We start from the raw sequence: 14,539 nt of genomic DNA, 5'->3' as shown, positions 1-14,539 counted from the left end.
AGGGTAAAGGGTAGAATAATGAATTTAGAAGCAATGATGCAGACTGTTCCTGGTGTAGATAACTGGCTAACAAATATTGAACCTAATACAAGACAATTGTTAACTGGACTAACGGGTTCAGCTAAAACATTGATGTTAGCTACTATTTTTAAAGATAAAAAAAAATCTATGTTGGTTGTGACAGATAATTTATTTCATGCAACACAATTAAATGAAGATTTAACTAACTTTATTAATGAAGAAGATGTGCTTACATTCCCAGTTGAAGAATTATTAGCTGCAGAACTGGCAACAAGTTCACCAGAATCTAAAAGTGAACGTGTCCAAACGCTTCAGGCTCTATTAGAAGGAACACCAAAGATTGTTGTAACATCAATCTCGGGGTTACGACGTTTTCTAGCACCTGTTTCAACGTGGAAACAAGCAACATTAAACTTAGCTGTTGGAAAAGATATTGATTTGAAAGCCACGGAAACTCAACTCTTTACGATGGGCTATCAACGTCAAAAGTTGGTTGAACGTCCTGGGGATTTTGCTGTACGTGGTTCTATCTTGGATATTTACCCATTGACCGTAGAAAACCCAATTAGACTAGATTTATTTGATACGGAAATAGATTCATTACGTTATTTTGATGTGACTAATCAACGAAGCTTAGAGAATGTGGACCAGATTCAAATTATACCCGCGACAGATTTTATTGCGACTGACGCTATGCTATTGGAAGCTAGTCAAACATTAAAAAAAGCGTATGGTGTTGAATATAAGCGATTAGATAATGATGATCAAGAGCGATTAGAATCAAATATTATGCCGCTTATGAGTGATTTTGAAAAAGGACGCTTAGCTCCGGAACATTTATTATTTAGCGATATTATTTATCAAGGTAAAACAAGTCTGTTAGATTACTTGGGTAGCAATGGTTTAATTGTAATGGACGATTATCCGAGATTATTAGAAGCTGAAAAGACGCTTAAACTAGATGAAGATAACTGGATGGCAGATAAGTTAAAAACACATCAAGTTTTGTCTACAAGTGTTTTTGGATTTGAATTACGAGATTTATTGAAAAATGAATCGCATGCTGAATTATTTCTGGCTCATTTTCAAAAAGGAATGGGTCACCTCAAATTTAATCAATTGATTGATGTACCAGGACATGCCATGCAACAATTTTTTAGCCAAATGCCATTACTTAAAACAGAAATGGATCGTTGGTTAAAAAAGAAACAGACTATTATTGTTATGGTTCAAGATAAAGAGCGACTTGATAAAGTCTCACAAACCTTGGATGATTTTGAGATTCCTTCTATCATGACGACTTTGGATAGCCTACAGTTAGGAAAAGTTCAGGTAGTAGAAGGTAACTTACAAGCTGGATTTGAATTGCCAATGGCAAACTTAGTTGTTGTGACAGAACATGAAATGTTTAACAAAGTCACTAAAAAACGTCCAAAACGCCAAACATTAGCGAATGCAGAACGCCTTAAAAGTTATCAAGATTTGAAACCAGGAGACTATGTGGTCCATGTTAATCATGGTATTGGACAGTTTATTGGAATGGAAACATTAGAAGTCGATGGTAAACATCAAGATTATATGACAATTTCTTATCGGGATGAAGCTAAATTATTTATTCCAGTAACCCAATTAAACATGGTTCAAAAGTATGTTTCTTCTGAATCTAAGTCACCTAGAATTAACAAATTGGGTGGTACTGAATGGACCAAAACGAAAAATAAAGTTGCTGCTAAAATTGAAGATATTGCTGATGATTTAGTTGCATTGTATGCTGAACGTGAAGCAGAAGTTGGATTTCAATTTTCAAAGGACAACGATTATCAGATGGAATTTGAAAATGCATTTCCATACTCTGAAACTGAAGATCAAATTAGAAGTTCAAATGAAATTAAGCACGATATGGAACAAAAGAAACCAATGGATCGTTTATTGATTGGTGATGTAGGTTTTGGGAAAACAGAAGTCGCGTTACGTGCCGCTTTTAAAGCCATTCAAGATAATAAACAGGTTGCTTTATTAGTGCCTACAACGGTGTTAGCGCAACAACATTACGAAACAATGATTAATCGATTCGAAGGATTTCCAGTTGAAATTGGGATTTTATCTCGTTTTAGAACAAAGAAACAACTTAAAGAAACAACTGATAAAATGGCTAGTGGTGCATTAGATATTGTCGTTGGGACACATCGAATTTTATCGAAAGATATTCAATTTGCTGATTTAGGATTGTTAATTGTTGATGAAGAGCAACGGTTTGGTGTGAAACATAAAGAACGACTCAAAGAGTTTAAGTCACAAGTGGACGTCTTAACGTTAACGGCAACGCCAATCCCAAGGACACTTAATATGTCGATGCTTGGGGTTCGCGATTTATCAGTAATTGAAACGGCACCATTGAACCGTTACCCAATTCAAACTTATGTAATGGAACAAAATGGTGGAACTATTCGAGATGGAATACAACGTGAACTTCAACGTGGTGGACAAGTTTTTTATTTGCATAATCGAGTTGAAGATATTGAAAAAGTAGTTTCAGAAATTGAGATTATGGTTCCTGAAGCTAGTGTCGCGTATATCCATGGTCAAATGACTGAAAATCAATTAGAAAATGTCTTGTATGATTTCATTCAAGGTGTCTATGATGTGTTGGTAACAACGACAATTATTGAAACGGGCGTAGATATTTCTAATGCTAATACATTATTTGTCGAAAATGCTGACCACATGGGATTGGCGCAACTTTACCAGTTACGTGGTCGTGTTGGTCGTAGTAGTCGAATTGCGTATGCCTACTTTATGTATAAACCTAATAAGGTTTTGACTGAAGTGAGCGAAAAACGCTTAGAAGCAATCAAAGACTTCACCGAATTGGGTTCTGGATTTAAAATTGCTATGCGAGATTTATCTATTCGTGGAGCAGGAAATCTATTGGGCCGACAACAACATGGTTTCATTGATTCTGTTGGATATGATTTATATACACAGATGTTGACAGAAGCTGTGAATAAAAAACAAGGTAAAAAAGCTGAGCCTAAATCAGATTCTGAAATTGACATTAATATTGAAGCTTATTTACCATCATCTTACATTGATGATCAGCGTCAAAAAATTGAAATTTATAAACGTATTCGACAGCTTGATAATTATGATCAATATTTGGAAGTACAAGGTGATTTAATTGATCGTTTCGGCGAATTTCCAACTGAAGTGAATAACTTAATGGAAATTGGCTTACTTAAATTATTTGCCGATAAGGCATTAGTTGATAAAATTAAAAAAGATAAAGACCAGTTAATTGTTTCTGTTTCAGAAAAAGGAACGACATTGCTGGGTACGGAAGCAATTTTCATGGCATTATCAGCAACAAAATTAAAAGCGTCATTAAAAACTCAGGGCAAACAAATGCGTGTGATTTTAGTGATTCAACCTAAGATGACTGAGACTGACTGGTTGATTGAATTACAAAACTTTATTCAAGCGTTAAGCGAATCCGTTGGGTCAGTGACTGCAGCTAACTAATAAAAAAGGAATCGAAATGATATGGGAAATAAGCAACTTAGACATTTAATGCGTGGTGCAATGATTCTATCGATTGCCTCACTAATTGCCAAGATTTTGAGTGCCATTTACCGAGTGCCATTCCAAAATTTAGTCGGAGATACGGGCTTCTATATTTATCAGCAAGTTTATCCTATTTATGGGATAGGGATGACTTTTGCTTTGACTGGATTTCCCGTCTACATTAGTAAGTTAATTGCTGAAGAGCCTTCGAAAGAAGATAAAATAAAATTGTCTCATGATATATTTATTGTTTTAAGTATATTTAGTTTAGTTATCTTTTCTGGCTTACAATTAGGAGCTTCATGGATTGCGACAGCTATGGGTGATGGACAGTTAGCAGGCTTAATTAAAAGTGTTTCATTTATGTTCTTATTTTTACCTGTTTTAGCAGTGGGACGTGGTTATTATCAAGGTATTTTTGAAATGAACAAAACTGCTGTCTCCCAAGTTGTTGAACAACTATTACGTGTTGGACTCATTATTTTAGCGGCATACATTGCGGTTGAAAATAATATGTCATTATATTCGATGGGAGCATGGGCAATGTTTGGGGCAACTATTGGTGCTATTGGCGCAAGTGTTTCTTTTATTCACTTTTACAGGGTTGAATTTAGGAAGACTAGGCTTCAAACAAACTGGCAAAGATTACTGATAACCTCTAAAAAATTATTTTCGGAGGGTCTTATCATCTGTCTATTTGCAGCAATGATGGTGCTATTACAATTAGTTGATTCATTCACAGTGAAAAACGGATTAGTGCACTTTGGTTATTCAAATAATATTGCAAAATCGTTAAAAGGAGTCTATGACCGTGCACAGCCTTTAGTACAACTTGGACTAGTTATTTCTGTTGGGTTCTCTTCGATGTTATTGCCATCTCTGGCTTCGGCCCGTCGTGAAAACCGAAAAAAGGATTTTCAACGATATGCTGGGATGTTAGTGCACATAACGGTGGCGTTATCGATGGCGGCAACCATCGGACTGATTGCTGTTATGCCACTTGTTAACCAATCTTTATTTGGGGATCAACTTCAAAATGGTACATTATCGGTTTATATGTTTAGTATTTTCTTAGCAGCAGTTATTGGAACATACAACAGCGTCCTACAGAGTCTGGGATTGTATCGTACGTCAGTCATTGCTTTGATTATCGGATTGTTACTTAAAATGAGTATTAATTTTTACCTAGTTTCTATATTAGGAACAGTTGGAGCAAGTATTGCGACAATCTTAAGTTTATTACTTGTATTAATTGCCATGTGGGTTATGTCACCCAGTGAGATTAGACAGTTACTAATTGATCCCAAATTTATGATGAAATTAACTTTAATTTGTGTAATTATGGGAATTGTGGTTTATTTATTAGATAATCAGTTAATTAATTGGACGAATGACAAGCGATTGTTGAGTGGCATTATAGCGCTCGTTTCTGGATCTATTGGTGCTGGAATATTTGGTGGTTTAGCAGTTAAATGGGAATTATTTTCGATTCGAGAATGGCTAAGCTTTCCATTTGGAAAACGTATTTTAAAAAAATTTATAAGATAAATAAAGGGGATTAACTAATGAGATTAGATAAATTTTTAAAAGTGTCACGTATTATTAAACGTCGTACAGTTGCAAAAGAAATTGCAGATAAGGGTCGAATTATGATTAATGATAAAATGGCAAAATCTTCAACAGATGTTGTTGTTGGGGATGAGTTAACAATCCAATTTGGTAATAAAACGCTGACTGTTCGAGTTATGGCGCTTAAAGAAACAACGAAAAAAGCAGAATCAATTGATTTATATGAAGTTGTTTCTGAAGTTTATACAGAAGAAAGTCGATAATTATCGATTTTTAATTGGAGTCCTTTATTGGGTTAGGAGACAAGATGGCCGATAATAAATCGAAAATTAAATTTTTAGATAATGATTTTATGAAAGCTAATAAAACAGAAAGAAAAAAAGATCAACGATTGGTAACTATTCACCGCCGCCGTATGATTGGATTAGGAGCTGTTTTAATAATTATAATCATTTTCTTTAGCGTACAGTTAATTTCAACCAAGCTTAAGGTTGCACATTATAAGCAAGAAACAGCAGTTGAACAAACGAAATTAAAAAAAGCTAAAGCAAATCAAAAAGATCTTAAATTTCAAATTAAACAATTAAATGATAACGATTATTTATTAAAATTAATTCGTGAAAAATATTATTTCTCTAAAAAAGGTGAAACTGTCTATAGTTTTCCTAGTGATAAAGCAAATTTAAAAAACTAATCAATCAGGGATAGAATTACCCGTGATTTAACTTTGTATCAAGGTTTATAGCGTGGTATACTAGTATGGTATATATATCTAAGGAGGAACAACTTTTTTATGTCTATTGAAGTCGGAGAGAAAGTTTCAGGTAAAGTTTCAGGAATTACAAATTTCGGTGCATTTATTGATTTGGGTGACAGAAAAACAGGATTAGTACATATTAGTGAAGTTTCTGATGGATTCATCAAAGATATTCATGATGCACTAACTGTTGGGGATGAAGTCACAGTTAAAGTTTTATCCATTGGCGACGATGGTAAGATAAGTTTATCAATACGAAAAGCTGTTGATAAGCCTCAAGTAACAGAAACAAAATCTCGTCCACAGAAAACATTTAATAAAGATACTCGCGCATCGACTGGTTCTCGTCCATCAAATGGTGGTAAGAATCGCTATCAGACTAAAAAAGTTGAACCTCAAAAAGATGACTTCGATTCATTGTTGTCAGGCTTTTTGAAAGATAGTGAAGATCGGTTAGTTTCATTAAAGAGAAGTACTGAAGGTAAGCGCGGTGGCCGTGGTGGCCGACGTAATTAATAACGAATTTTAAAGATGAGTGGTTGAAATGAAAATTTTAAACCACTCTTTTTTTAATGAAAAAAGGAGAAAAGTTTTGCTGAATACAAGATTTGAGGCTCAATATCGGCTACTTGGTAGTCCTGAAAAAATTCTGGTTGCTGTTTCAACAGGTGTTGATTCAATGGTCCTCATGGATTTGTTGCAACGATTACCAGATGAAATCCGGCCTGAGATAGGCGTTGCCTACATTGACCATCAATTAAGAGAGCAGAGCCGTATTGAAACTGAGTTCATCGAAAAGTATTGTCTAGATCATCAATTTAAATTATATAAAAAAGTTTGGCCAGTACATGAACATGGATTAAATGGTATTGAAAATGCAGCGCGCAAAATGAGATATGATTTTTTTGAGCAAATAATGGTATCAGAAACTTATGCAACGTTAATGACAGCGCATCAAGCAGATGACCAGCTCGAAACACTTGTTATGAAAGGAATTCGTGGCGGAGATATCAGACAGTTAACGGGTATCAGTCAAACTAGATCATTTGGACCAGGGATGTTAGTTAGACCGTTACTTTTGTTCACAAAACAGGCTATTCGGCAGTACGCAAAGCATGAAAACATTGTTTTTTTTGAAGATGAAACGAATCAATTAAGTGATTTTTTTAGAAATCGAGTTAGAAAAGAAATTATACCGAAAATGCTTGAAAATAATAAACAAGTAATTAAGCATGCACAAAGTTATGCAGATCAGTTAACGAACCTATTAGATTTAGCAGATGAAGCAATTAGTGAAAAAATAAAAGAAATCAAATATGCTTCAGGATTTAAAATAAAAATGTGGACCACGTTGGAAACAAGGTGGCAAAAGCCGATATTGAAAAAAATCGCTGAAGAACATGGTGTTTTCTTAAAAGAAGACCAAATACAGCAAATTAGCCAGTTACTGCTGAATGAAAAAAAACCACAGGGTGAACTTAATTTAGGTGATGATCAATTATTTGTTAAAAAATATGAGTACATGGATTTCATTCAAAAAGAGAAAATAATTGAAAGTACTTCTGAAAAAATAATACTCGGTATGAATTCATGGGTTAATTTAAATAATAATGAAAAAATTGGCGTATTTAAAGCTGAAGAGATTAATCTAGATGAAGTAACTATAAAAGATTATATGATGGTTGATCACTCTATTGTTGAAGAGGGGCTTAGCTTGAGACATCGGTTGCCAGGCGATTATATCGACATAGGAAATAGTGCAAAACAAAAAATAAAAAAAATATTTATTGATCAAAAAATAAGTAGTAATGACCGTAATCAGGCTTGGGTATTAGAAACTAATACTAAGCGAATCATTTGGTTAATAAATTATAAAAAATCTCAATTGTCAGACACCGTTGAAACTGATAAAATACAAGACATAATCGTTTTAAAAAAACAAGGTCAGGGAAGAGGCTAAAGTGTATGGATGAAGATATCAAAAAAGTTCTTTACAGTGAGCAAGAAATTCAAGATGTTACTCGGCGATTAGGAAAACAGATTACCGCTGATTATCAAGGCAAAAATCCATTGCTTGTTTGTATATTAAAGGGCGCCTATCTTTTTATGGCTGACATTGCTAAAAATGTTGCAGATTATGCAGAAGTTGATTTTATGAATGTTTCGAGCTATGGGGATGGTACCGTATCAACTGGTGAGATTAAGATTATCAAAGATTTAGATATTGATGTTAAAGGCAGAGATGTGATTATTGTTGAAGATATCGTGGATACAGGACAAACTTTAGCTTACTTAATCGATCTGTTTAACAATAGAAATGTAAAATCTGTTAAGGTTTGTTCGTTGTTGGACAAACCAGAAGGTCGTAAAGTGACTGTTAACGTTGATTATGCAGGATTTGAAGTTCCAAATGAATTTGTAGTTGGTTATGGATTAGATTATGCTGAAAAATATAGGAACTTACCATATATTGGCGTCTTGAAACCTGAAATTTATACAGAGTAAAATAATGGTCAAAGAATGTCAATTGTGATATAGTGTATCCTATTCAAACGATAGTTGAAATAAAAATAAAGAAAAACGGGCAGGAGAGTAGATATGAAAAACAATCCTAAAAATGGACTTTTTAAAAATAGTTTATTTTACATAGTTATCATGCTTGGGATAATGGGTGTAATGTACTTCTTTTTTGATGGAAACAGCAAAACGGAAACACAAGAAATTCAATCAAGTGAATTTGTCTCAAAATTACAATCAAACCAAGTGAAATCATTTGATATTCAACCATCAGGTGGTGTCTACAAAATAACAGGGACTTATAAGAAAGCTCAAACAGAAAAGAGCAAGGATACTGGGTTCTCATTAATTCCAGCTTCAAAGAAAACAACAAAAGTTAAAAACTTTACGTCAACAGTTATTCAAAATGATTCAAATATGGCACAAATTTTGAAATCATCTGAAGCAACAAAGACAAAAATGGATACAAAAGAAGAACAATCAGATAGTATCTGGTTGCAATTAGCAATTACGGTTATTCCACTTGTATTAATGGTCGGCTTTTTCTATCTTATGATGGGACAAGCAGGACAAGGTGGCGGTGGTGGCGGTAAGGTGATGAACTTTGGTAAATCAAAAACAAAACCTTCCGAGAAAAAAGATAATAAAGTTCGTTTTGCTGATGTTGCCGGTGCAGAAGAAGAAAAGCAAGAACTTGTTGAAGTTGTTGAATTCTTAAAATCACCACGCAAATTTGCTGATTTAGGCGCTCGAATCCCATCAGGTGTTCTCCTAGAGGGACCTCCTGGTACTGGTAAAACTTTACTCGCAAAAGCAGTAGCTGGTGAAGCTGAAGTACCATTTTATTCAATTTCCGGTTCTGATTTCGTAGAAATGTTTGTCGGTGTTGGGGCAAGTCGTGTACGTGATTTGTTCGAAAATGCTAAGAAAACTGCACCATCAATTATCTTTATTGATGAAATTGATGCTGTCGGACGTCGTCGTGGCTCTGGTACAGGTGGCGGTAATGATGAACGTGAACAAACATTGAACCAATTACTTGTTGAAATGGATGGATTTACGGGTACAGAAGGTGTGATTGTAATTGCAGCTACTAACCGTTCGGATGTTCTGGATCCAGCACTTTTACGTCCTGGTCGTTTTGATCGTAAAGTTTTAGTAGGTCGCCCAGATGTTAAGGGTCGTGAGGCTATTCTTAATGTTCATGCAAAAAACAAACCGTTAGCATCTGATGTTGATTTAAAAGTTATTGCTAAGCAGACACCTGGATTTGTTGGTGCTGATTTAGAAAATCTTTTAAATGAAGCTGCATTATTAGCTGCTCGTCGTAATAAATCAAAAATTGATGCAAGCGATATGGATGAAGCTGAGGATCGTGTTATTGCGGGACCAGCAAAACGTGATCGTACGATTAATGAAAAAGAACGTCAAACAGTTGCATTCCATGAAGCCGGACATACAATTGTTGGATTAGTCCTAAATGATGCTAGAGTTGTTCACAAAGTAACAATTGTCCCTCGAGGTCGTGCTGGCGGTTACGCAATCATGTTACCAAAAGAAGATCAAATGTTATTGTCTAAAAAAGATATGAGTGAACAAATTGCTGGATTAATGGGTGGACGTGCAGCTGAAGAAATTGTTTACAATGAACAATCTTCAGGCGCATCAAACGATTTCCAACAAGCAACACAAATGGCTCGCTCAATGGTTACTGAATATGGAATGAGTGAAAAACTCGGACCTGTTCAATTAGAAGGCAATAGCCAAATGTTCGCTGGTGGTTCAGGTCAACCAAGTGCTGCTTACTCAAGCAATACGGCTGACATTATTGATTCTGAGGTTCGTCGTCTATCTGAAGAAGGTATGAAACTTGCTAAAGAAATTATTGAAGCACATAGAGAACAGCATAAATTGATTGCTGATAAGTTATTAGAATTTGAAACACTTGATGAAAAAGAAATTTTAAGCTTGTTCGAAGATGGCAAAATGCCAGAAAAAGACGATGCAAATGAATTTCCGAGTGAAAAAGATGGTTCTTTTGAAGCAACAAAAAAAGAATTAGAACGTAAAGATGCAAAAAAAATAGCTGAAGAAACAGATGAAGTTGATTTATCTAAAACGGTTGTTTTTTACCCCAAAGTGAATAAAGACGATAAATAATCGTTACTTAAGAACTCCGATGGATTATCTATCGGAGTTCTTGTTGGTCTAAAATGAATTATTTAAGGAGAAAACGAATGAAAGATTATCTTGTAAAAAGTTTGGCCTTTGACGGTAAATTAAGAGTATATGCTGTTACTGCGACAAATACGGTTGCTGAAGCACAAAGGAGACATGACACATGGAGCGCAGCATCAGCTGCACTTGGGCGGAGCCTAATAGGAACATTATTACTAAGTACATCTACATTGTCAGCCGATGAAAAAATGACCGTTAAAATTAATGGTGATGGGCCAGTTGGTGCTATCGTAATTGATGGTAACGCTGATGGAACAGTTAAAGGATATCTGAGTGAACCCCACGTTCATTTACCATTAAATGAAAAAAATAAAATTGATGTTAAAGGTGCCGTTGGAACAACTGGATCAATGGCAGTAACAAAAGATATGGGTATGAAGGAACCGTTTACGGGACAAGTCCCATTGGTTTCAGGTGAACTTGGCGAAGACTTTACTTACTATTTAGCTAAATCAGAGCAGATTCCATCATCAGTTGGATTATCTGTATTTGTGAACACGGACAATACAATCGAAGTGGCCGGTGGGTTTATGATTCAAGTAATGCCTGGCGCAACTGATGAAGTTATCGATAATTTAGAAAAAAAATTAGCAGAAATGCCTATGATTTCAGAATTGCTAAGAGATGGTAAAACGCCAGAAGATATTATATATCTGATGTTTGGTAAAGAAAATGTTAATATCTTGGATACAATGCCAGTTGCGTTCGAATGTGATTGTTCAAAAGATAAATTTTACGGTTCATTAGCTAGTTTGCCAAAAAGCGATATCACTGAAATGATCGAATTGGATCATGGTGCCGAAGCTGTTTGTCGTTTTTGTGGAAATCGATATCAATATTCTGAAAATGAATTAATGAAATTATTAGAGGGTTCAGCTAAATAAATTTTATCAATATATGATTTGTGTTATGATACTAAACAATAGTAAGTGTAAAAAACGATGAGGTGAATAGAATGGAATGGAAAATTGGCGATATATTAATTCCTAATCAAGTAGTTGTTGCACCTATGGCAGGTGTAACAAATGCGGCATTCAGAATGATTTGTAAGGATTTTGGTGCTGGATTAGTAGTTTGTGAAATGATTTCTGATAAAGGAATCCAATTTAGAAATAAAAAAACGTTGAGCATGTTGTTTGTAGATCCAAGAGAACATCCAGTTAGCGTTCAAATTTTTGGCGGAGATAAGGAAACATTGGTTGCTGCTGCTAAGTTTGTTGAAGAACACACGTCAGCCGACATAGTCGATATTAATATGGGTTGCCCTGTACCTAAAGTAACAAAAACAGACGCAGGCGCACGTTGGTTGCTTGATCCAGATAAAGTATACGAAATGGTTGATGCGGTTACTAATGAGCTGTCAATTCCGGTAACAGTTAAAATGAGAACAGGCTGGGACGAAGATCATATTTTAGCAGTTGAAAATGCCTTAGCTGCTGAACAAGGTGGTGCAGCTGCACTTGCAATGCACGGAAGAACACGTTTCCAGTTGTATAATGGTAAAGCAGATTGGAATATTTTACATGAAGTTAAAAGTAATTTAAAAACAATTCCTTTTATGGGTAATGGTGATATTAAAACGCCACAAGATGCAAAGAAGATGTTAGATGAAGTCGGTGCCGACGCTGTTATGATAGGCCGTGCTGCATTAGGAAATCCGTGGATGATTAGGCAGACAGCAACGTACCTTGAAACAGGTGAACTCATTGCTGAACCTTCAGCATCTGATAAAATTTTAGTTGCTAAAGAACACTTGCACGCACTTTGCCAGATAAAGGGTGAGGTTATTGGACCTAAAGAATTCAGAAGTCAAGCAGCATACTACTTAAAAGGTATTTCGCGTTCAGCTCGTGCTAAAGCAGCATTGAATGAAGCAAATTCAGAAGCTACTATGATAACGATATTTGATAAATTTTTAGAAGATACAAAAGAACGTGAATTCAAATTAATGCAAAAAGAAGCATAGAATTAGTTGCATTTTATTGGGTTAATTGGCATGATAGTAAGTGAAATATGTAATTAAGTGAGGGATATAATATGGTAAAGCAAGAACAAAGTATGAATGATCAATTAAAGGTACGTCGTGAAAAAGTTGTTGAACTTCGCGAAGCAGGGGTCGATCCATTTGGACACCGCTTTGAACGTAAAGACATGACTAAAGCATTACATGATAAGTATGATGCATTAACTAAAGAAGAACTTGATGGTATGGATATCCAAGCTACTATCGCAGGTAGATTAATGTCTAAACGTGGTAAAGGTAAAGTGAGTTTCGCTGATATTCAGGATAAAGATGGACGTTTACAATTATATGTCCGTAAAGATGTTGTAGGTGAAGATACATATCATATCTTTAAACGTTCAGATATTGGTGATTTTGTTGGTATAACAGGTGATGTTATGAAAACAGATATGGGTGAATTAACGATTCGCCCAACAGAAGTTACTTTCCTATCAAAAGCATTACGACCATTACCAGATAAATTTCATGGTTTGCAAAATGTAGAACAAATCTATAGACAAAGATATCTTGATTTAATCACAAATCGTGAAAGCTTTGATCGATTTATGAAACGTAGTCAAATTATTTCAGCTGTAAGACGTTATTTAGATGGTAATGGATATATTGAGGTTGAAACGCCAGTACTGCATAACCAAGCAGGTGGAGCATCAGCTAAACCATTTACAACACATCATAATGCGTTAGATATTGAACTATACTTGAGAATTGCACTAGAATTACATTTAAAACGACTTATCGTTGGTGGAATGGAAAAAGTATACGAAATTGGTCGAGTGTTCCGTAATGAAGGAATTGATACAAAACATAATCCTGAGTTTACAATGCTTGAAACGTACGTTGCATACTATGACTTCCATGATGTAATGGATGAAACTGAAGGCATTTTTAAAGCAGTCGCAGATGTAATTTCAAATGACGGAATTATTGAATATGATGGAAAAAAAGTAGATTTTAATAAAAAATTTGCAAGAGTTCATATGGTAGATGCTATTAAGTCCGTAACTGGAGTGGATTTTTGGAAAGAAATGTCAGTTGAAGAAGCACAAAAATTGGCAGATGAACATCATGTTAAATATGAAACATATTGGAAAGTTGGCCATATCATTAATGAATTTTTCGAAAAATTTGTTGAAGATACAATTGTTGATCCTACTTTTGTTTATGGACATCCTTTAGAAATTTCGCCTTTAGCAAAGAAAAATGAAGATGATCCAAGATTTACGGATCGTTTTGAAATGTATATTTTAGGTACAGAATATGCTAATGCATTTACTGAGTTAAATGACCCCATTGATCAAAGAGAGCGATTTGAGTCCCAAGTTGAAGAACGTGAAGATGGTAACGATGAAGCGGAAGGAATCGATGAAGATTTCATTGAAGCACTCGAATATGGTATGCCACCAACAGGTGGTTTAGGAATTGGAATAGATAGGTTGGTTATGTTAATGACTGATGCACAATCTATCAGAGATGTGTTATTATTTCCAACTATGAGACCAGATGATAATCAATAAATATTTTTAAATTATTTTATAGGATTATTTTTGATGAATAATATTATATGAGAGTATTGTCGCTATGTGACAATACTCTTTTTTTACTTTTATTTCAGCAGTAAAAGTAATAATAAAACACGATGTACACGTTTACATTCATTGATTTAGATTTAATTTAAATAAAGGCTTGACGAAGGTGATTATTCTTGGTAAAGTAATAAACGTTGCTTCAGTAGTAAACAACTAATTCAAATGTGACCAGTTAATTAATTAAAAAAGTTCTTGACAATTAACGAAATCCTTGATATGATATAAAAGTTGTCAAAAGCAACCAAGTAGATCTTTGAAAACTGAACA

General features: G+C 34.7%; 11 protein-coding genes. All 11 read left to right on the top strand.

Annotated elements, in window-relative coordinates:
- The first annotated feature begins 18 nt into the window (after positions 1 to 18).
- The 11 genes from mfd to lysS all read left to right on the top strand — a co-directional run bounded on the left by mfd (position 19) and on the right by lysS (position 14,200).
- Positions 19 to 3,540, top strand: coding sequence for a transcription-repair coupling factor (gene mfd, locus AC1RPG_RS00055; RefSeq protein ID WP_481760855.1), 3,522 nt, complete (start codon positions 19 to 21; stop codon positions 3,538 to 3,540).
- Between the two features lie 21 nt (positions 3,541 to 3,561).
- Entirely contained in the window at positions 3,562 to 5,130 is a 1,569-nt protein-coding gene (locus tag AC1RPG_RS00050) for a putative polysaccharide biosynthesis protein (RefSeq protein ID WP_481760854.1), read from the top strand.
- Positions 5,131 to 5,147: 17 nt separating this feature from the next.
- Entirely contained in the window at positions 5,148 to 5,414 is a 267-nt protein-coding gene (locus tag AC1RPG_RS00045; RefSeq protein WP_481760853.1) for an RNA-binding S4 domain-containing protein, read from the top strand.
- A 44-nt stretch (positions 5,415 to 5,458) separates the two neighbouring features.
- On the top strand, positions 5,459 to 5,845 hold the full coding sequence (locus tag AC1RPG_RS00040) for an FtsB family cell division protein (protein ID WP_481760852.1): 387 nt from the start codon (positions 5,459 to 5,461) through the stop codon (positions 5,843 to 5,845).
- Positions 5,846 to 5,944: 99 nt separating this feature from the next.
- Entirely contained in the window at positions 5,945 to 6,424 is a 480-nt protein-coding gene (locus AC1RPG_RS00035) for a S1 domain-containing RNA-binding protein (protein ID WP_481760851.1), read from the top strand.
- Between the two features lie 76 nt (positions 6,425 to 6,500).
- Positions 6,501 to 7,868 carry a tRNA lysidine(34) synthetase TilS gene (gene tilS / locus AC1RPG_RS00030; RefSeq protein ID WP_481760850.1) on the top strand — a complete coding sequence of 456 codons (1,368 nt, stop codon included), beginning with the start codon at positions 6,501 to 6,503 and terminating at the stop codon, positions 7,866 to 7,868.
- A 5-nt stretch (positions 7,869 to 7,873) separates the two neighbouring features.
- A complete protein-coding gene (gene hpt, locus AC1RPG_RS00025) occupies positions 7,874 to 8,413 on the top strand; it encodes a hypoxanthine phosphoribosyltransferase (RefSeq protein ID WP_409021576.1) in 540 nt (179 codons plus the stop codon).
- A 93-nt stretch (positions 8,414 to 8,506) separates the two neighbouring features.
- The gene (gene ftsH, locus AC1RPG_RS00020) at positions 8,507 to 10,585 is read left to right on the top strand and encodes an ATP-dependent zinc metalloprotease FtsH (protein ID WP_409021575.1); all 2,079 of its coding nucleotides are present in this window, start codon (positions 8,507 to 8,509) and stop codon (positions 10,583 to 10,585) included.
- 77 nt (positions 10,586 to 10,662) lie between these two features.
- Complete coding sequence (hslO, locus tag AC1RPG_RS00015) at positions 10,663 to 11,547, top strand: Hsp33 family molecular chaperone HslO (RefSeq protein ID WP_481760849.1); 885 nt, start codon at positions 10,663 to 10,665, stop codon at positions 11,545 to 11,547.
- A 71-nt stretch (positions 11,548 to 11,618) separates the two neighbouring features.
- Complete coding sequence (gene dusB / locus AC1RPG_RS00010; protein ID WP_481760848.1) at positions 11,619 to 12,629, top strand: tRNA dihydrouridine synthase DusB; 1,011 nt, start codon at positions 11,619 to 11,621, stop codon at positions 12,627 to 12,629.
- Between the two features lie 71 nt (positions 12,630 to 12,700).
- On the top strand, positions 12,701 to 14,200 hold the full coding sequence (lysS, locus tag AC1RPG_RS00005; protein WP_481760847.1) for a lysine--tRNA ligase: 1,500 nt from the start codon (positions 12,701 to 12,703) through the stop codon (positions 14,198 to 14,200).
- The last annotated feature ends 339 nt before the right edge of the window (positions 14,201 to 14,539 follow it).

The sequence above is a fragment of the Dellaglioa sp. CoH-57-MRSF-18 genome, assembly GCF_056781995.1.
The sequence above is the reverse complement of the archived record's forward strand: the minus strand, read 5'-3'. Positions and strand labels throughout refer to the sequence as shown.